Origin of the sequence: Lysobacter sp. yr284, from assembly GCF_900107375.1 — a bacterium.
In the GTDB taxonomy this organism is placed as follows: domain Bacteria; phylum Pseudomonadota; class Gammaproteobacteria; order Xanthomonadales; family Xanthomonadaceae; genus Lysobacter.
Genome location: NZ_FNPT01000003.1, coordinates 150,346 through 169,763, shown reverse-complemented (window position 1 = coordinate 169,763; position 19,418 = coordinate 150,346). Strand labels below are relative to the sequence as shown.

Annotated in this window: 17 protein-coding genes; 12 read left to right on the top strand and 5 right to left on the bottom strand. The window is 69.4% G+C overall.

Going from position 1 to position 19,418, the window contains the following annotated elements; all coding sequences use genetic code 11:
- The first annotated feature begins 230 nt into the window (after positions 1–230).
- Positions 231–1,460 (top strand): pyridoxal phosphate-dependent decarboxylase family protein, encoded by a 1,230-nt coding sequence (locus BLV01_RS07645; RefSeq protein WP_091796215.1) that lies wholly within the window; start codon positions 231–233, stop codon positions 1,458–1,460.
- 107 nt (positions 1,461–1,567) lie between these two features.
- On the opposite strand, the gene BLV01_RS07640 is transcribed toward BLV01_RS07645, so the two are convergent.
- Complete coding sequence (locus BLV01_RS07640) at positions 1,568–2,857, bottom strand: MFS transporter (RefSeq protein WP_254782549.1); 1,290 nt, start codon at positions 2,855–2,857, stop codon at positions 1,568–1,570.
- A gap of 447 nt (positions 2,858–3,304) precedes the next feature.
- Between BLV01_RS07640 and cyoA the strand changes: the two genes are divergently transcribed.
- The 8 genes from cyoA to BLV01_RS07600 all read left to right on the top strand — a co-directional run bounded on the left by cyoA (position 3,305) and on the right by BLV01_RS07600 (position 13,102).
- Entirely contained in the window at positions 3,305–4,354 is a 1,050-nt protein-coding gene (gene cyoA / locus BLV01_RS07635; RefSeq protein WP_091796210.1) for a ubiquinol oxidase subunit II, read from the top strand.
- Between the two features lie 68 nt (positions 4,355–4,422).
- A complete protein-coding gene (gene cyoB, locus BLV01_RS07630; RefSeq protein WP_091796208.1) occupies positions 4,423–6,429 on the top strand; it encodes a cytochrome o ubiquinol oxidase subunit I in 2,007 nt (668 codons plus the stop codon).
- Complete coding sequence (gene cyoC, locus BLV01_RS07625) at positions 6,422–7,069, top strand: cytochrome o ubiquinol oxidase subunit III (protein WP_091796206.1); 648 nt, start codon at positions 6,422–6,424, stop codon at positions 7,067–7,069. Before cyoB ends, cyoC begins: the two co-directional genes overlap by 8 nt.
- The gene (cyoD, locus tag BLV01_RS07620) at positions 7,066–7,482 is read left to right on the top strand and encodes a cytochrome o ubiquinol oxidase subunit IV (protein ID WP_091796204.1); all 417 of its coding nucleotides are present in this window, start codon (positions 7,066–7,068) and stop codon (positions 7,480–7,482) included. The genes cyoC and cyoD overlap by 4 nt, the downstream gene beginning before the upstream one ends.
- Before the next feature lie 240 nt (positions 7,483–7,722).
- Positions 7,723–8,487, top strand: coding sequence for an SURF1 family protein (locus BLV01_RS07615; RefSeq protein WP_091796202.1), 765 nt, complete (start codon positions 7,723–7,725; stop codon positions 8,485–8,487).
- Between the two features lie 171 nt (positions 8,488–8,658).
- Complete coding sequence (locus BLV01_RS07610) at positions 8,659–9,906, top strand: ATP-binding protein (RefSeq protein ID WP_091797343.1); 1,248 nt, start codon at positions 8,659–8,661, stop codon at positions 9,904–9,906.
- The gene (locus BLV01_RS07605; protein WP_091796201.1) at positions 9,899–10,480 is read left to right on the top strand and encodes a response regulator transcription factor; all 582 of its coding nucleotides are present in this window, start codon (positions 9,899–9,901) and stop codon (positions 10,478–10,480) included. Before BLV01_RS07610 ends, BLV01_RS07605 begins: the two co-directional genes overlap by 8 nt.
- 285 nt (positions 10,481–10,765) lie before the next feature.
- The gene (locus BLV01_RS07600) at positions 10,766–13,102 is read left to right on the top strand and encodes a glycogen debranching protein (protein WP_091796199.1); all 2,337 of its coding nucleotides are present in this window, start codon (positions 10,766–10,768) and stop codon (positions 13,100–13,102) included.
- A gap of 108 nt (positions 13,103–13,210) precedes the next feature.
- Here BLV01_RS07600 and BLV01_RS07595 read toward each other — a convergent pair whose 3' ends face one another.
- A complete protein-coding gene (locus tag BLV01_RS07595) occupies positions 13,211–14,161 on the bottom strand; it encodes a helix-turn-helix transcriptional regulator (RefSeq protein WP_091796197.1) in 951 nt (316 codons plus the stop codon).
- A 301-nt stretch (positions 14,162–14,462) separates the two neighbouring features.
- Between BLV01_RS07595 and BLV01_RS07590 the strand changes: the two genes are divergently transcribed.
- Entirely contained in the window at positions 14,463–15,155 is a 693-nt protein-coding gene (locus BLV01_RS07590) for an alpha/beta hydrolase (RefSeq protein ID WP_091796195.1), read from the top strand.
- A gap of 229 nt (positions 15,156–15,384) precedes the next feature.
- Here the strand turns inward: BLV01_RS07590 and BLV01_RS07585 are convergent, their stop codons facing one another.
- Positions 15,385–16,209, bottom strand: a complete 825-nt coding sequence (locus BLV01_RS07585; protein ID WP_091796193.1) for an AraC family transcriptional regulator — start codon at positions 16,207–16,209, stop codon at positions 15,385–15,387.
- A 250-nt stretch (positions 16,210–16,459) separates the two neighbouring features.
- Here BLV01_RS07585 and BLV01_RS07580 point away from each other — a divergent pair, with 250 nt between their 5' ends.
- Positions 16,460–17,608, top strand: a complete 1,149-nt coding sequence (locus BLV01_RS07580; RefSeq protein WP_254782560.1) for an MFS transporter — start codon at positions 16,460–16,462, stop codon at positions 17,606–17,608.
- A gap of 80 nt (positions 17,609–17,688) precedes the next feature.
- A complete protein-coding gene (locus BLV01_RS07575) occupies positions 17,689–18,267 on the top strand; it encodes an alpha-ketoglutarate-dependent dioxygenase AlkB (protein ID WP_091796188.1) in 579 nt (192 codons plus the stop codon).
- A gap of 228 nt (positions 18,268–18,495) precedes the next feature.
- On the opposite strand, the gene BLV01_RS07570 is transcribed toward BLV01_RS07575, so the two are convergent.
- Complete coding sequence (locus BLV01_RS07570; RefSeq protein ID WP_091796185.1) at positions 18,496–18,678, bottom strand: hypothetical protein; 183 nt, start codon at positions 18,676–18,678, stop codon at positions 18,496–18,498.
- 22 nt (positions 18,679–18,700) lie between these two features.
- The gene (locus BLV01_RS07565) at positions 18,701–19,330 is read right to left on the bottom strand and encodes a GIY-YIG nuclease family protein (protein WP_091796183.1); all 630 of its coding nucleotides are present in this window, start codon (positions 19,328–19,330) and stop codon (positions 18,701–18,703) included.
- Between the last annotated feature and the right edge of the window lie 88 nt (positions 19,331–19,418).

Sequence of the window (19,418 nt, the reverse complement as noted above, 5' to 3'; positions counted from 1 at the left end):
CCCGCCGGGTGCGAACCCCGAGGCATTCGCTAAGCGCAACCGGTCACGCCGCGCCGCGCGCTCTGGCCGCAGCGGCGCGCGCGCCGCGATAACGCGAAGCCGATCCCATCCGCGCCTCGATACCGCGCACACCCGCGCCGGCACCGCCGGCGCGGCGCCCGCGCTTTGCCGCTCTCCCCCGTTGTCCCCCACCGCCGTTCCCACCCCCCACCGACCTGAGAACCGCGCCGATGATGCCTTCCTTCACCGTCCAAGGACGCAAGACCCTGCCCGCCCGCGGCCAACCCTGGAGCGAACTGCAGCAAGCCCTGTCGGCCTTGCGCAGCGCCGACACCGACTGGCGCCAGGGCCGCGCCTCGCTCGACGTCTACTACGCCGGCGAGGACGTGCTCGACGTCGCCCGCCGCGCCTATGCGATGTTCATCAGCGAGAACGCGCGCGCGCCGCACCTGTTCCCGAGCCTGCAGCGCATGCAGGAGGACCTGGTGCAGATCTCGCTGTCGCTGCTCGGCGGCGGGCGCGAGGCCGCCGGCACGGTCACCTGCGGCAGCGCCGAGAGCGCGATGCTGGCGGTGTGCAGCGCCTACCGCGCGTTCCGCGCGCGCCGCCCGCACGTGCGCCGGCCGCACCTGCTGCTGCCGGCCAGCGCCCATCCGGTGTATGAGCAGGCCGCCGAGATCATGGGCCTGGACCTGATCCGGGTCGCCATCGGCGGCGACTACCGCGCCAGCGTCGAAACCTTGGGCCAGTGCATCGAGCCGGAGACGATGATGATCGTCGCCTCGGCGCCGTCGCAGCCGTTCGGCGCGATCGACCCGGTCGAGGCGATCGGCCGGATCGCCCGCGAACGCGACGTGTGGCTGCACGTGGACGCCTGCATCGGCGGCTTCCTCGCCCCGCACGTGGCGCGCTTCGTCGCCGGCGTACCGCGCTTCGACCTGGCCCTGCCCGGGGTGCGTTCGCTCTCGGCCGACCTGCACACCTTCGGCTACGCCGCCAACGGCGTGTCGGTGCTGCTGCATGCCGATCCCGACGACCACGCCCACCAGACCTTCGAATACAACCAATGGCCCAAGGGCACCTGGCGCAGCCAGACCCTGTCGGGCACCCTCGCCGGCGGCGCGGTCGCCGCGGCCTGGGCGGTCATGCACTACCTGGGCGAAACCGGCTACCGCGCGCTGGCGCAGCGGGTGATGCACCTGCGCGACCGCTACATCGAAGGGATCGAGCGCATCGGCGGCCTGCACGTGCTGGGCAAGCCGGACCTGAGCGTGATCGCGTTCGGCTCCGACGAGTTCGACATCCACGCCGTCGGCGACGCGATGCAGCAGCGCGGCTGGCACATCAGCCGGCTGTCGAATCCGGCCGCGCTGCACATGACGGTGACGCCGGTGCACGACCAGGGCGTGGAGGCGTACCTGGAAGACCTGGGGCGCTGCGTGTTCGCGGTCAGGAAATAACCCACGGCAGCCGGAGCGGGCCGCTGCCGGCCCGCATCCGCGCCGCAAAAAAAGCGAGGAGCGGCTTGCGGCCGCTCCTCGCTCGTGTGCGCCGGCCGCCGCGTTCGTCAGCTGCGTAGCTTGAGCATCCGGTTCACGCCCAGCGCCGCCATCGTGCAGACCGCGCCCGACAGCAGGTACACGCCGACGAAGCCCAGGCCGAAGTGCGCGCACAGGCCCAGCGCCACCAGCGGCGCGAACGCGGCGCCGATCAGCCAGGCCAGGTCGGAGGTCAGCGCCGCGCCGGTGTAGCGGTACTTGGCGCCGAAGTTGGCGGTGACCGAACCGGCGGCCTGGCCGTAGGACAGGCCCAGCAGGATGAAGCCGACCAGGATGAAGACGTCCTGGCCGATCCGGCCCGAACCCAGCAGGGTCGGGGCGAAGCCGCTGAACATCGCGATCGCCGCCGCCAGCGCGGCCAGGGTACGCGGACGGCCGAACTTGTCGGCGACCCAGCCCGAAGCCACCACCGCGACGGCGGCGAGGCCGGCGCCGATGATCTGCACCACCAGGAACTGCGGCACCGACTGGTCGGAATACAGCACGATCCACGACAACGGGAAGATCGTGACGATGTGGAACAGCGCGTAGCTGGCCAACGCGGCGAACGCGCCGATGACGACGTGGCGGCCCTTGGCCCGGAACAGCTCCATCACCGGCGTGGGTTCGAGCTGCTGCTCGCCGAGCTCGCGCTCGTACTCGTGGGTCACCACCAGGCGCAGGCGCGCGAACAGCGCGACCACGTTGAGCGCGAACGCGGCGAAGAACGGATAGCGCCAGCCCCAGTCGAGGAAGTCCTGACGCGACAGCGCGGTGCTGAGGTAGGCGAACAGCGCCGCGGCGATCATGAAGCCGACCGGCGCGCCGAGCTGGCCGAGCATGGCGTACCAGCCGCGGCGTTCCTTCGGCGCGTTGAGCGCCAGCAGCGACGGCAGGCCGTCCCAGCTGCCGCCCAGGGCCACGCCCTGGCCGAGGCGGAACACCGACAGCAACACCAGCGACAGCGCGCCGATCTTGGCGAAGCCCGGCAGGAAGGCGATGCCGGCGGTGCAGGTGCCGAGCAGGAACAAGGCGATGGTGAGCTTGGTGCTGCGGTCCCAGCGGCGCTGGATCCACATGAACAACACGGTGCCGAACGGGCGCGAGACGAACGCCAGGGCGAAGATCGCGAACGACCACAGCGTGCCTTCGAGCTTGCCCAGGTGCGGGAAGAACACCGATGGGAACACCAGCGCCGAGGCGATGCCGTAGACGAAGAAGTCGAAATATTCCGAAGCGCGGCCGATGACCACGCCGACCGCGATGTCGCCCGGCGCGACTTCGGCGTGCGAGTCGGTGCCGTGCACCGAGACGGTCATGGAATCGGGGTTTGCGTGATTTGGCGTTTGCATCGTCTGCTGCAGCTCGGTGCGTGGTGCGGGAAAGAAAGTGCGCAATGCCGCGGGGCGCTGCGGGCCGTGCCGAACGTGCCGACTTGGGCGGATCGGTTCATCCGGCCACGCCGACACCTTACTCCTGGCCGCGCCGCCGCGCCGTTCGCGAACGGGCGCCATGCTCCCGACGAACGGGCCGCAAGGCCCGAAAACACGGGGTTTCCCCGGTTTTCGCGCCGCTGCCGCGGCGGCCGGAGGCGGCGGAAACCGCGCACGGGCCTGCGCCCCGAAGATCGGGACGGCGTAAGCTTCCCATCCGGATTGCTGCACTGCCATAGGACAAAACGTCCAATCGTCCCGGCTCTCGCTGCGGCGCACAATTGCGCGGTCGCCGCGAGCCTCGCGGCCTTGTCGTGTTTAAGCGTCAGGTTGATGAACGCAATCAAGTCCCTACTCCGTCCCCTGCTCCTGGCCGGCGCGCTGCTGCCGCTGGCGGGCTGCAATACGCTCCTGCTCAACGCGCCCGGCGACGTGGCCCGTCAGCAGGGCGACCTGATCATCGTCTCCACCGTGCTGATGCTGCTGATCATCGTGCCGGTGATCGCGCTGACTCTGTTCTTCGCCTGGCGCTACCGCGCCTCCAACACCCAGGCGACCTACAAGCCCGATTGGGACCACTCGACCCAGCTCGAGCTGCTGATCTGGGCCGCGCCGCTGCTGATCATCATCGTGCTCGGCGCGATCACCTGGGTCAGCACCCACACCCTGGACCCGTACCGCCCGCTCGACCGGATCAAGGCCGGCCAACCGGTCGCGGCCGACGTCAAGCCGCTGGAGATCGAGGTGGTGGCGCTGGACTGGAAGTGGCTGTTCCTCTACCCCGAGCAGAACATCGCCACGGTCAACGAGATCGCCGCGCCGGTCGACCGCCCGATCAAGTTCAAGATCACCGCCTCGTCGGTCATGAACTCGTTCTACATCCCCGCCCTGGCCGGCCAGATCTACGCCATGCCGGGCATGGAAACCCAGCTGCACGCGGTGATGAACCACCCGGGCGAGTACGAGGGTTTCTCGGCCAACTACAGCGGCCACGGCTTCTCGCACATGCGCTTCAAGTTCCACGGCATGGACCAGGCCGGCTTCGACCGGTGGGTCGAAAGCAACCGCGCCGCCGGCCAGACCCTGGAACGCGCCGGCTACCTGGAGCTGGAAAAGCCCAGCGAGAAGGAGCCGGTGCGGCGCTATTCCGCGGTCGCCCCGGGCCTGTACCACGCCATCCTCAACCGCTGCGTCGACGCCTCGAAGATGTGCATGGACGAGATGATGATGATCGACGCCAACGGCGGCCTGGGCAACAGCGCCAACGCGCTGGCCCCGCGCCGGCGCGGCGACCTGCGCGGCGGCCCGGTGGTGCTCTCGGCGATGTGCGTCACCGAACCGTCCGCCTCCCCGAACTGGGGCGTCGCCAACCTGGCGCCCTGAGCGCCCAGCGCAAGCATTCAACCGCGCGCCTCGCGCGCGCAGGTCCGTACGCGGACTCCGGAGCGAAGATGTCTGACCAATCCAACCTCGCCAAGCTGATCTTCGGCCGGCTCACGTGGGACTCGATCCCGCTGCACGAACCGATCCTGCTCGCCACCTTCGCCATGGTCGCGATCGGCGGCATCGCCACGGTCGCGCTGCTGACCCGCTACAAGCTCTGGGGCTATCTCTGGAGCGAGTGGTTCACCAGCATCGACCACAAGAAGATCGGCATCATGTACATCGTGCTGGGGCTGGTCATGCTCATGCGCGGCTTCGCCGACGCGATCATGATGCGCATGCAGCAGGCGATGGCCTTCGGCGACAACGCCGGCTACCTGCCGCCGCACCACTACGACCAGATCTTCACCGCCCACGGCGTGATCATGATCTTCTTCGTGGCGATGCCGCTGGTGACGGGCTTCATGAACTACGTGGTGCCGCTGCAGATCGGCGCGCGCGACGTGGCGTTCCCGTTCCTCAACAACTTCAGCTTCTGGATGACCGCCTGCGGCGCCGGCCTGGTGATGGCCTCGCTGTTCATCGGCGAGTTCTCCACCGCCGGCTGGCTGGCCTACCCGCCGCTGTCGGGCATCGCCTACAGTCCCAGCGTCGGCGTCGACTACTACATATGGGCGCTGCAGATAGCCGGCGTCGGCACATTGCTATCGGGCGTCAACCTGATCGCGACCATCGTCAAGATGCGCGCGCCGGGCATGAGCATGATGAAGATGCCGGTGTTCACCTGGACCTCGCTGTGCACCAACGTGCTGATCGTGGCCGCGTTCCCGGTGCTGACCGCGGTGCTGGTGCTGCTCTCGCTCGACCGCTACGCCGGCACCAACTTCTTCACGAACGACCTGGGCGGCAACCCCATGATGTACGTGAACCTGATCTGGATCTGGGGCCATCCGGAGGTCTACATCCTGATCCTGCCGTGCTTCGGCATCTTCTCCGAGATCGTCGCCACCTACAGCGGCAAACGCCTGTTCGGCTACGCCTCGATGGTGTACGCGACCGTGGTGATCACGATCCTGTCCTACCTGGTGTGGCTGCACCACTTCTTCACCATGGGTTCGGGCGCGAGCGTCAACTCGTTCTTCGGCATCACCACGATGATCATCTCGATCCCGACCGGCGCGAAGATCTTCAACTGGCTATTCACCATGTACCGCGGCCGCATCCGCTTCGAGGTGCCGATGCTGTGGACGGTGGGCTTCATGGTCACCTTCACCATCGGCGGCATGACCGGCGTGCTGCTGGCGGTGCCGCCGGCCGACTTCGTCCTGCACAACAGCCTGTTCCTGATCGCCCACTTCCACAACGTGATCATCGGCGGCGTGCTGTTCGGCCTGTTCGCCGGCATCAACTTCTGGTGGCCCAAGGCCTTCGGCTTCAAGCTCGATCCGTTCTGGGGCAAGTGCTCGTTCTGGTTCTGGCAGATCGGCTTCTTCTTCGCCTTCATGCCGCTGTACGTGCTCGGCCTGATGGGCGTGACCCGGCGCATGAGCCACTTCGACGACCCCTCGCTGCAGATCTGGTTCGTCATCGCCGCCTTCGGCGCGGCGCTGATCGCGATCGGCATCGCCTGCATGCTGATCCAGATCTTCGTCAGCATCCGCAACCGCGAGAAGCTGCGCGACCCGACCGGCGACCCGTGGCAGGGCCGCACCCTGGAGTGGTCGACCTCCTCGCCGCCGCCGGCCTACAACTTCGCCTTCACCCCGGTGGTGCACGACAACGACGCCTGGCACGACATGAAGCACAACGGCTTCCAGCGTCCGACCTCGGGCTTCCTGTCGATCCACATGCCCAAGAACACCGCCGCCGGCCTGGTCATCGCCCTGCTCAGCACCGTCTGCGCGTTCGCCATGATCTGGCAGATGTGGCTGGTCGCCGGCGTGTTCTTCGTCGCGATGCTGGTCGCCGCGATCGTCCACACCTTCAACTACAAGCGCGACTACTACATCCCGGCGGACGAAGTCACCGCCACGGAGAACCAGCGCACGCAACAACTGGCCGCCGCCCATGTCTGACGCCACCGCCATCCTGACCCACGCCCAGGCGCAGCCGGCCTCCTCGGCCGCGCGCTTCCTGGACCTCAAGGGCAAGCACCATCCGCAGAACGGCACCCTGCTGGGGTTCTGGCTCTACCTGATGAGCGACTGCCTGGTGTTCGCGGTGCTGTTCGCCACCTACGGCGTGCTCGGCCGCAGCTACGCGGCCGGCCCGTCGGGCGCGGACCTGTTTGACCTGCAGCTGGTGGCGATCAACACCTCGATGCTGCTGCTGTCGTCGATCACCTACGGCTTCGCCATGATCGCGATGACCAAGCGCAAGCTGGCCGCGGTGCAGGGCTGGCTGGCGATCACCGGCCTGTTCGGCCTGGCCTTCATCGGCCTGGAGCTGTACGAGTTCGCCCACCTGATCCACGAGGGCGCCGGCCCGCAGCGCAGCGCGTTCCTGTCCTCGTTCTTCGCCCTGGTCGCCACCCACGGCCTGCACGTGACCTTCGGCATCGTCTGGCTGGTGGTGCTGATGGTGCAGCTGGGCAAGCACGGCCTGACCGCGCCGAACCGCCGCCGCCTGCTGTGCCTGTCGATGTTCTGGCACTTCCTCGACGTCGTCTGGATCGGCGTCTTCACCTTCGTCTACCTGATGGGAGTGCTGCCGTGACCCAGTCCGCGCAACACCACGACAACGCTCACGGCCACGATCACGATCACGATCACGACGACCACGGCCACGAAGAGCACGACGACTACCACGGCACCGTAGGCGGCTACACCGTCGGCTTCCTGCTGTCGCTGGTGCTGACCGCGATTCCGTTCTGGCTGGTCATGGCCAAGGTGCTGCCGTCCTCGGGCGTCACCGCGGCGGTGATCCTCGCCTTCGCCGTGGTCCAGATCGTCGTGCACATGGTCTATTTCCTGCACATGAACACGAAGTCGGAAGGCGGCTGGAACATGCTGGCGCTGATCTTCACCATCGTGATCGTGGTGATCACCCTGGCCGGTTCGTTGTGGGTCATGCACCACTTGAACGTGAACATGATGCCGATGCCGCACGAGATGCGGAACATGCCGTAAAACCAGGAGACAGCGCTTCTCTTCGCGGTTTCCCGATGTTGGCGGCGAGTGCGGTTTCGCACTCGCCGCGTTCCGCCACCGCGTCGTCCCCGCGAACGCGGGGATCCAGAGACTTCAGCCGGCCCTGTCCCGGCGTCCCGCGCGCAGACCGCGCGACCTCCACCCCGCCCCGGTCCACGCAGGGCTATCATCCCCACGCAACCGGCTCGCCCCTCTCGTCTTCACGCACGAGGCCACGTCATGGCGACCAGCGTCAAACCGCCGCGCAGTTCCTTCGTCCTCGGGCTCATCGGCGCCGTGTTCCTGGCGCTGTTCGCCGGCTTGATCGCGCTGGGCGCGTGGCAGCTGCAGCGTCGCGGCTGGAAGCACGACCTGATCCAGCGGGTCGACTCGCGCGTGCACGCGCCGCCCGCCGCCGCGCCGGGCCCGGCCGAGTGGCCGGCGGTGAGCGCGGCGCGCGACGAATACCGCCACGTGCGGCTGCGCGGCCGCTGGCTGCCCGGCGCCGACACCCGCGTGCAGGCGGTGACCGACCTGGGCCCGGGCTTCTGGCTGTTGAGCCCGCTGCGCACCGACGCCGGCTACACCGTGCTGGTCAACCGCGGCTACGTGCCCGACGCGCGCACCGCCGCCGCGGCCGTCGCGCCCACGGGCGACATCGAGGTCGCCGGCCTGCTGCGGCTCAGCGAGCCCGGCGGCGGCTTCCTGCGCCAGAACCAGCCGGCGCAGGACCGCTGGTTCTCGCGCGACGTGGCCGCGATCGCCGCTGCACGCGGGCTCGACGGCGCGGTCGCGCCGTACTTCGTCGACGCCGAGCGCGGCGCGCCGCTGCCCGGCGACCTGCGCACCGCGCCGCAATGGCCGGTCGGCGGACTCACGGTGATAAAGTTCCCCGACAACCACTTGCAATACGCCCTGACCTGGTTCGCCCTGGCGCTGATGGTGCTGTGGGCGGGCTGGCGGGTATGGCGGGAAGAAGCCCGGCGGCGCGCCGCGGCCGGATAGCCGGGCCGCGACCCGAGCCTGCGTCCGATCCCGCCCCGCCCGCTTCCCCGCCGCCGCGCCGTGTCCTACTCGATCCCCGTCCCCCTCCACTCTTTCCTGGCTTCCCTGCCCCGACGCATGCAGTTCGCCCCGCCCCTCCCGGCCTCGCGCGACGGTACCGGGGTCAAGAACATGCACCAGCTGATCCAGCTGCGCTGGATCGCGGTGATCGGCCAGGTCGCCACCATCGTCTTCGTCCACTACGGCTTCGGCATCAAGCTGCCGTTGATGCCGATGGCGATCGTGCTGGCCTGCCTGGCCGCGTTCAACCTGGTCAGCTCGCTGCGCTGGCGCAAGCGCGAGGAAGTGACCAACGGCGCGCTGTTCCTGGCCCTGCTGGTCGACATCCTGACCCTGACCGCGCAGCTCTACCTCAGCGGCGGCGCGGCCAATCCGTTCGTGTTCCTGTACCTGCTGCAGGTCGCGCTGGCCTGCGTGCTGCTGCGCACCTGGGCCAGCTGCGCGGTGGTGGTGGTGACCACCGCCTGCTTCATCGCCCTGACCGCGTTCGCGGGCCCGGTGGTGATCCCGGCCGACCCGACCCGCGGCCTGCGCGATCCCTACGTGCAGGGCCTGCTGCTGTGCTTCGCCCTCAACGCGACCTTGCTGGTGGTGTTCATCACCCGCATCGGCCGCAACCTGCGCGCGCGCGACCAACGCCTGGCCGACCTGCGCCAGCGCGCGGCCGAGGAAGAGCACATCGTGCGCATGGGCCTGCTCGCCTCCGGCGCCGCGCACGAGTTGGGCACGCCGCTGGCGACGCTGTCGGTGATCCTCGGCGACTGGCGGCGGATGCCGCCGTTCACCCAGCAGCCCGAACTGCTGCAGGAACTCGACGAAATGCAGACCCAGCTGACCCGCTGCAAGAGCATCGTCACCGGCATCCTGCTGTCGGCCGGCGAAGCGCGCGGCGAGGCGCCGGCGATCACCACCGTGGCCGAGTTCCTCGACGATCTGGTCGGCGAATGGCGCAGCACCCGCCCGGTGCGCGGATTCGACTACGAGAACGGCTTCGGCGAGGATGTGGCGATCATTTCCGACTCGGGCCTCAAGCAGATGATCTGCAACGTCCTCGACAACGCGCTGGAGGCCTCGCCCGGCTGGGTCGGGCTGGAATCCTGGCGCGACGAGGAGCGGCTGGTGCTGCGGGTCAGCGACGCCGGCCCGGGGTTCGCCCCGGCGATGCTGTCGCATTTCGGCAAGCCGTATCAGTCCAGCAAGGGCCGTCCCGGCGGCGGCCTGGGCCTGTTCCTCGCCCTCAACGTCGCCCGCCAGTTCGGCGGCGGCATGGTCGCGCGCAACCGCGAACCCAGCGGCGCGGTGGTGACCATGAGCCTGCCGCTGGCCGCGCTGACGCCGCCGGAGTCCGCCGATGAGTGAAGACCTGCCGCCGCTGCCGCCCGGCTTCGACGACGACGACGACGAACCGCGCCGGCTGCTGATCGTCGAGGACGACGCCGCGTTCGCGCGCACGCTGACGCGCTCGTTCGAGCGCCGCGGCTACCTGGTGCACAACGCCAGCAACCTCGCCGAGGTGCAGGCGCTGCTCGGCGAATACACGCCGGGCTACGCGGTGGTCGACCTCAAGCTCGCCGGCGGCGACTCGGGCCTGGCCTGCGTGCAGGCGCTGCACGCCCACGACGAGGACATGCTGATCGTGGTGCTGACCGGCTACGCCAGCATCGCCACCGCGGTCGAGGCGATCAAGCTCGGCGCCCTGCACTACCTGGCCAAGCCGTCCAACACCGACGACATCGAAGCCGCCTTCGGCCGCGCGCAGGGCGACGTCACCGTCGAGCTGACCGAACGCCAGACCTCGATCAAGACGCTGGAATGGGAACGCATCCACGAGATGCTCGCCGCCACCGACTTCAACATCTCCGAAACCGCGCGGCGGCTGGGCATGCACCGGCGCACGCTGGCGCGCAAGTTGGGCAAGCATCGGATCAAGTGAGGCTGCCGTTTCTGCCGTCATCCCCGCGAAAGCGGGGATCCAGGGATTTATCGCGACAACACTTCGAAGTCTCTGGATTCCCGCCTTCGCCGAAATGACGGGATGGAGGAATCGCAGCGATCCGCGCCCTTCCCGCACGGCGTCCGATCTTCGCGCTGTGACCCGCATCCGCCCGCCTCGCGTGAATACGATTGCAGCCCGCCATGCTGCGCTGCGGCTTGCTCCTAAAGTCGTCGCAGATGCCCGCGACCCTCGCGGCGCGCGCGATCACGGAGAACGGCGACGATGGACCTGCACCGACCGAGCAAGCGGCGACCCGCCGGCGCCGCATTGCGCGACCTCGCCCTGGCCGCACTGGCCTGCGCGCTGAGCCCCGCCCACGCCGCCATCGACGCGCAGCAGCTCGGCGCGCGCTACGACGCCACCCAGGCCAATCTCGCCTTCCGCGTCTATTCCTCGCGCGCTACCCGCATCGAAGTGTTCCTGTACAAGAACCCGACCGGTTCGCAGGAAGTCGCGCGCCTGGCGCTGAGCAAGGACCCGACCACCCAGGTGTGGTCGCTGTCGCTGCCGACCGCGACGATCAAGAACACCTACGGCATCGCCGGCGCCGTCTACTACGGCTACCGCGCCTGGGGCCCGAACTGGCCTTACGACGCGAGCTGGACCAAAGGCAGCGCCACCGGCTTCGTCAGCGACGTCGACAACGCCGGCAACCGTTTCAATCCCAACAAGCTGCTGATCGACCCGTACGCGCGCGAAATCAGCCAGGACCCCAACACCGCCGCCTGCGCCGACGGCACGATCTACGCCAGCGGCGCCGCGCATCGCGCCAAGGACAGCGGCCTGTGCGCGAGCAAGGGCATCGCGCTGGCCGCGGACGCCACCGCCATCGGCAGCAAGCCGACCCGCGCGCTCAAGGACGAGGTGATCTATGAGGTGCACGTGCGCGGCCTGACCCGCAACGACGACGCCGTGCCCGCGGCCGAGCGCGGCACCTACAAGGGCGCCGCGCGCAAGGCCGCGGCGCTGGCCGCGCTGGGCGTCACCGCGGTCGAGTTCCTGCCGGTGCAGGAAGCGCAGAACGACCAGAACGACGTCGATCCGAATTCGACCGCGGGCGACAACTACTGGGGCTACATGACCCTCAACTACTTCGCCCCGGACCGCCGCTACGCCTACGACAAGACCGCCGGCGGGCCGACCCGCGAATGGAAGGCGATGGTCAAGGCCTTCCACGACGCCGGCATCAAGGTCTACATCGACGTGGTCTACAACCACACCGGCGAAGGCGGCCCGTGGGGCGGCAGCGACGGACTCACGGTCTACAACCTGCTCTCGTTCCGCGGCCTCGACAACCCGGCCTATTACTCGCTCAGCAGCGACTACAAATATCCCTGGGACAACACCGGCGTCGGCGGCAACTACAACACCCGCCATCCCGTCGCCCAGAACCTGATCGTCGATTCGCTGGCCTACTGGCGCGACGCGCTCGGCGTCGACGGCTTCCGCTTCGACCTGGCCTCGGTGCTCGGCAACAGCTGCCAGCACGGCTGCTTCAACTTCGACAGGAACGACAGCGGCAACGCGCTCAACCGCATCGTCGCCGAACTGCCGCCGCGTCCGGCCGCCGGCGGCGCCGGCCTGGACCTGATCGCCGAGCCCTGGGCGATCGGCGGCAATTCGTATCAGGTCGGCAACTTCCCCGCCGGCTGGGCCGAATGGAACGGCCTCTACCGCGACGCGCTGCGCAAGAAGCAGAACAAGCTCGGCGTGGAGACGGTCACGCCCGGCACCCTGGCCACGCGCCTGGCCGGCTCCAACGACCTGTACGGCGACGACGGCCGCAAGCCCTGGCATTCGATCAACTTCGTGGTCGCCCACGACGGCTTCACCCTCAACGACCTGTACGCCTACAACGACAAGCAGAACAACCAGGCCTGGCCGTACGGCCCGTCCGACGGCGGCGAGGACCATAACTTGAGCTGGAACCAGGGCGGCATCGTCGCCGACCAGCGCAAGGCCGCGCGCACCGGGCTGGGCCTGCTGATGCTCAGCGCCGGCGTGCCGATGATCACCGGCGGCGACGAGGCGCTGCGCACCCAGTTCGGCAACAACAACACCTACAACCTCGATTCGGCGGCCAACTGGCTGTACTGGACCCGCAGCGCGGTCGAGGCCGACCACGAGACCTACACCAAGCGCCTGATCGCGTTCCGCAAGGCGCATCCGGCGCTGCGCCCGGCCGGGTTCTATTCGGCCGTCGACAACAACGGCAACGTCATGGAGCAACTGCGTTGGTTCAAGCCCGACGGCGCGCCCGCCGACAGCGCCTACTTCAACGGCGCCGACAACCACGCCCTGGCCTGGCGCATCGACGGCAGCGAATTCGGCGACAGCGCCAGCGCGATCTACGTCGCCTACAACGGCTGGTCCGGCGCGGTGGACTTCAAGCTGCCGTGGCCGGGCAACGGCAAACAGTGGTACCGCGTCGCCGACACCGCGACCTGGAACGAAGGGCCCAATGCGGTGGCGTTGCCGGGCAGCGAGACGCTGATCGGCGGCGAGAACGCCAGCTACGGCATGCAGGCCCGTTCTTTGCTGCTGCTGATCGCCAAGTGACGCGGCGTCCCGCACAGCGCCGTCTTGTGGGATGGCCTCCAGGCCCGACGCTCTTGTTTCAGACCGCGGCGACCCAACAGCGCCGAAACTGAAGCCGCTCCCGCAGCGCTAAACCGCGCCGCCGCGTTCGCGCGCCGATGCGCGGTACTGGCTCGGCGACATCCCGAATTCGCGCCGGAAGCTGCGCGCCAGCGCGGCTTCGGAGGCATAGCCCACGCGCTCGGCGACCTGCGCGACCAGCAGGTGGCTGCGCGCCAATGCGTCCGCAGCCAACTGCATGCGCCAGCGCCCCAGGTAGCGCATCGGCGGCTCGCCGACCTCGCGGGCGAAGCGCTGGGCCAGGCCCGAACGCGACTGATGCAGCCGCGCGGCCAGTGCTTCCACGCTCCAGCCGTGCGCAGGCTCGGCGTGCAGCAAGGCCAGCGCGCGGCCGACCAACGGATCGCGCAGCGCGCCGAGCCAACCCGGCGGCCCCGGCGGCGCCGACGCCAGCCAATGCCGCACCGACCAGATGAACACCATGTCGATCAACCGCGCCAACATGATCCGGCTGCCGATGCTCGGCTCGCGGGTCTCCTTGCGCATCGCGGCGAAAGTCAGCGCCAGCCATTGCGCCGCGCCGTCCGCGCCGGCGCGCTCGCACGCGGCGCTGCGCGCGTGCAGGGTCGGCGGCAACGCCCGCATCAGCGCTTCGCCGCCGACGCCCTCGATCGCGAATACGCCGCTGGTGAGTTCGGCGGCGGCGCCGCGCGCCGGCAGCGCGATCCGGTGCGGATGGCCATGCGGCAGGATCAGCAGTTCGTCCGGCTGCAACCGCAACCGCACGCTTCGCCCGCGCGCGCCGGGCAGCGGCTCGATCGTCGCCTCGCAGGCGGCCTCGCGGACGAAATGGAACATCGCCCGGCCGCCACCGTAGCGTCGCCCCGCGCCGGCGCGCAGCGGCCCGTCGCCCAGCAGTTCGCCGTGCAGGCGCGCGAGCCGGAAGACCTGGAAGAAGACCTCGTCCTGGGCGCTCGCGAGCGGATCGGGTGCGGCAGCGGCGGTCTGGCGTTTGGGCATGGGATGACGGTGTCCGGGAACGGTGGAGGACGCGGCGGCCGCCTAGTCTGGGCGCCTGGCGACGACTGCGCGAGCGCTCGCGGCGTTCGCGTTTGCACCGGCGAAACGCCGAAGCCGGCGCGCTTCAGACACATTAAAGAGCGCTCGCCGCCAATTCACGTGGCTTAGTTTGCGGCTGTGGAAATCTCGGCTTCCCGCGGTCTCGGGCTCTTTCCCGACTGCGGCCCGGCACGGCCCGCCGACGCCAACCGGCGGCCGCGCGCAAGGCGTTGGCGCACTCACCCATCTGGAAACCATCCTCATGAGCGGCAAACCCACCATCGTTCTCGTACACGGCTTCTGGGGCGGCGCGGCGCACTGGGCCAAGACCATCGTCGAACTCTCGCGCAAGGGCTACACCGACCTGCGGGCGGTGGAAATCCCGCTCACCTCGCTGGCCGACGACGCCGCGCGCACCCGCAAGATGATCGACCAGGCGCCGGGCCCGGTGCTGCTGGTCGGCCACTCCTACGGCGGCGCGGTGATCACCGAAGCCGGCAACCACGACAAGGTCGCCGGACTGGTCTACATCGCCGCGTTCGCGCCCGACGGCGGCGAGAGCCCCGGCGGCATCACCCAGGAACACCTGCCCGAGGCGGCGCCCAACCTCGCCCCCGACAGCGACGGCTATCTGTGGCTGAAGGCCGACAAGTTCCACGAGAGCTTCTGCCAGGACCTCAGCGCCGAGGAAGGCCTGGTGATGGCGGTGACCCAGAAAGCGCCGCTGGCGAGCACCTTCGGCGACGCCATCTCGACGCCGGCCTGGAAGTCCAAGCCGAGTTGGTACCAGATCTCCGCCCACGACCGCATGATCGCGCCGCAGAACCAGCAGCGCATGTCGGCGCGGATGAATCCGAACAAGACGATCACGCTCGAGGCCAGCCATGCCTCGCTGGCTTCGAGGCCGGCCGAAGTGGCGGCGTTGATCGACGAAGCGGCCAAGGCGCTGGGCTGACGTGTTCGCAGGTCGGCTCGACGGGAGGGGCGCTCGCTGCGGCGACGCAGTTGCGTTGACGCATCCGCCGTAAACGAACCATCGCGGTCGCGACTCGCGTCGCTCCTACAGTCGCTGCGTTGCGGCGATGCGCTACCTGTAGGAGCGACGCGAGTCGGGACCACGGCAACGCAACCACGACGAAGCCTGCCTCGCAAGCGACGTATCGCGGTCGCGGCTCGCGCCGCTCCTACAGTCGCTGCGTTGCGGCGGCGCGCTCGGCCGGCGGCGCATACGCCCGCGCCGTCGCCAGGTAACGGCTCGGCGGCATTCCGATCAGCCGCTTGAACATGGTCGTGAACGCCGACGCGCTTTCGTAGCCCAGGTCCAGCGCCAGGCTGGTGATCGGCTCGCCGGCGGCCAGCCGCGGCAACGCGGCGAAGATCGCCGCCTGCCGGCACCACTGGGCGAAACTGCTGCCGGTCTGGGCGCGGAAGCGGCGGGTGAAGGTGCGCCGGCTCATCGCCAGGTCGCGGCACCATTCGTCGATGCCGTCGTGCGGCGACGGCTGCGCGAGATAGGCGCGGCAGCGCGCGGCCAGGCGCGGCTCGGCCGGGAACGGAATGTCCAGCGGCAGCACCGGCGCACGCTCGATCTCGCGCACGATCAGCGAATAGATCAAATCCGGGCGCGAACCGCCGGCGGTCTGCGCCTGCAGCGGCAGGTCCAGCGTCTCCAGCAGCAACTCGCGCATCAGCGCCGACACCCCGATCACCCGGCAATCGCCCGGCAAGGCCGCGCTGACCTCGGGTTCGACATAGACGCTGCGCGTGCTGATCTGCGCCAGCACGTGCACGTCGTGGGCCATGCCGGCCGGAATCCAGGCGGCGCGCTCGGGCGGCACCATCCAGCGCCCGGCCTGGGTGCCGACCACCATGATCCCGTGCGCGCCGTACAACAGCTGCGAGCGGCGGTGGCTGTGGCGGGCGATGCGGTGGCCGCTCGGGTACTCGTTCGAGGTCGCCACGATCCGCCCGGGCAACTGGTCGGCCTGGCCGGCCAGGACATTGCGCATTGGCCCGATCTCGAAGAATGTTGACCCGAACTATAACGCGGGCAAGCCCGCGCAGGCGTTTACTGAATGCGCCATCGCGCCCGCCACGCCGGGCACGCCCCCTCCCCGCCCGCCTTCCGCCATGACCTCCCTGGACAACTCCTCTTCCGCACCCGCCGACAGCGCGGTCGCTCCCGCCGTTCCCGACTTCCAGGCCGCGCCCGCACCCGCCGGCGAGACCGCCAACAAGATCGCCCTGCCGATCCTGGCCATGCTCAGCGTCTGCCACCTGCTCAACGACATGATCCAGTCGTTGCTGCCGGCGATCTATCCGCTGCTCAAGGAGTCCTTCCGCCTGGATTTCGGCCAGATCGGCCTGATCACCCTGACCTTCCAGGTCACCGCCTCGCTGCTGCAGCCGCTGGTGGGCATCTACACCGACAAGCGGCCGATGCCATGGTCGCTGGCGATCGGCATGGGCTTCACCTTGAGCGGGCTGTTGTTGCTCTCGCGCGCGACCACCTTCCCTGTGCTGCTGCTGGCCGCGGCGCTGGTCGGTTCGGGTTCCTCGGTGTTCCATCCCGAGTCCTCGCGGGTGGCGCGCATGGCCTCCGGCGGCCGCCACGGCCTGGCGCAATCGCTGTTCCAGGTCGGCGGCAACCTCGGCTCGGCGCTGGGGCCGCTGTTGGCGGCCTACATCGTCATGCCGCGCGGCCAGGGCAGCGTGGCCTGGTTCGCGTTCGCGGCGCTGGCGGCGATGCTGATCCTCAGCCGCATCGGCCTGTGGTATCGCGACCAGATCCCGGCCCAGCGCAAGGCCGGCGCCAAGGCCGCCGGCGCGCCGCCACTACCGCGCCGCACCATCGTCGCGACCATGACGGTGCTGGGCCTGCTGATCTTCAGCAAGTACTTCTACATGGCCAGCCTGTCGAGCTATTACACCTTCTACCTGATGCACAAGTTCGGCGTGAGCGCGCAGAGCGCGCAGGTGCACCTGTTCGTGTTCCTCGGCGCGGTCGCGCTGGGCACGCTGGCCGGCGGCCCGATCGGCGACCGCATCGGCCGCCGCTACGTCATCTGGTTCTCGATCCTGGGCGTGCTGCCGTTCACCCTGCTGCTGCCGCACGCCGACCTGGCCTGGACCACGGTGCTGACGGTGATCATCGGCCTGATCCTGTCCTCGGCGTTCTCGGCGATCCTGGTCTACGCGCAGGAGTTGGTGCCGGGCCGCACCGGCGTGATCGCCGGCCTGTTCTTCGGCTTCGCCTTCGGCATGGGCGGGTTGGGCGCGGCGGCGCTGGGGCAGTTGGCCGACCATATCGGCATCGAGGCGGTCTACCGGCTGTGCGCCTACCTGCCGGCGATCGGCTTGCTGGCCTGGTTCCTGCCGAAGCTGGAAAAGCGGCCCAAGACCGCTTGACCCGGCGCGCGCCGGCCGCGCCGGGGTGTGCTCGCGGCGCGGTCTCGCAGACTGAGACCGCGCCGGCGCAGACTGCGCCGATGCACCAGGCCTCGCTGTTCGCCGCGCAACCGCAGCACCCCATCCGCGACGCCGAAGGCGGCGTGCGCTACCTGCCCGGCGTGTTCGCGCCGGACTGGTGCGAGCGCTTGTTCGCGCAGCTGTGGGACGGCGCCGACTGGAACGGCGAACAACGGCTGATGTACGAGCGCTTGGTCGAAGTGCCGCGCCGGGTCGCGCGCTACCGCATCGGCCGCGATCCGCTGCCGCCGTTGCTGGACGCCGCCGCGGCGCGGGTGCGCGACGTGCTCGACGCGCCGTTCGACAGCATCGGCCTGAATCTCTACCGCGACGGCCGCGACAGCGTCGCCCCGCACAACGACAAGCTGCACGACCTCGTCCGCGGCCAGCCCATCGCGGTGCTGTCGCTCGGCGCGACCCGGCGCATGACCATCCGGGCCAAGCGCCGGCCGCACGCCACCTGGCATATCGAACTCGAACCCGGCAGCCTGCTGGTGATGAGCCACGCTTCGCAGCATCACTACGACCACGGCATCCCCAAGGATCCGGGCGTGGTCGATGCGCGCATCAGCGCGGCGTTCCGGGTGCGTGGCGACTGAAGATCGGCTGCCGGCCGCGATGGCTGCGGCGCAGTTTCGATGCAGCCGCCGATTCGCGGTCGCGGCTTGCGCCGCTCCTACAAGGGGAAGCGTGGCCGGGCGCAGCGACTGTAGGAGCGGCGCGAGCCGCGACTGCGACCCAGCGGCTACGCCGAAAGCTGCGGCGCAGCTGCGCTTACGTGGTCGCGGCTTGCGCCGCTCCTACAGTCGGGTTGCCGATTCCGCCGGTTACTGCGGCGGCGGCGCCTGCGCCGCGGCGTCGTCGCCGGAGGCCAGCGCCGACCAACGCAGTTCGACGCCGTTGCGCCGGCCTTTTTCGGTCAGTTTCAGTCCGTCGGGATCGACGGTCAGGGTGTAGGCCTTGCCGTCGATGTCCAGTTCGCGCCGCAGCGGTTTGTCGAGTTTGGTCATGGTGCACTCCTGAGCGTTGGGCCTAGGGAACGGGGCGGCCGGCGCGCCGGTACCAGTCCAGCAGCGCGGTCGGAAGGCGCCGGTCGAGATCGCCGGCGAGCGCGCGATGCGCGTCGAGGGTGTCGAGCAGGTTGCGCCGCAACGGCGCCAGCGCGGTGTCGTCGAGCAGCGCGGTGTCGCCCTGCAGTTGCGACAGCAGTTCTTCGGCGCGGGCGTATAGCGCATCGCCCTGCCCGGCCAGTTCGCGCGCGAACCAGGCCGCCAGCGGCCGGTGCAGGCGATGGCCCTGCGCCTGCCATCGCTCGGATTCGTCCTGCAGTTGCGCATAGGCGCCGCGATACCACTCGCCCAGGCCGGCGGCCTGCGCGCGCACGGTCAGCGGCGCGGGCGCGTTGTGCGCGCGCAAGCGCGCGTGCAAGGCGTGTTCGAGCGCGCGCGCCTCGCGCACCTTGTCCACTTCCAGGGCGAAGGCGCGGTCGAGATCGAAGAATTCGAAATAGCGCGGCTGCAGCGCCTGTGCGCGTTGCAGCGGATTGCGCGAGTGGCCGATCTTGAGCAGGTCCTCGTAGGCGCACGGCAGCACGTAGAGGAAGCAGCGGCCCTCGCTGGCGCCGGCAGGGCGTTCGGGTTCGCGGCTGCGCAGGAAGGACATGGCCCGATCATCCCTCAGCGCTTGCGAGCGCGGTGTGCAGAGCGCGTTCACATCGGCCGCGATGAGGCCTGGTTCACGTTCGCTCACG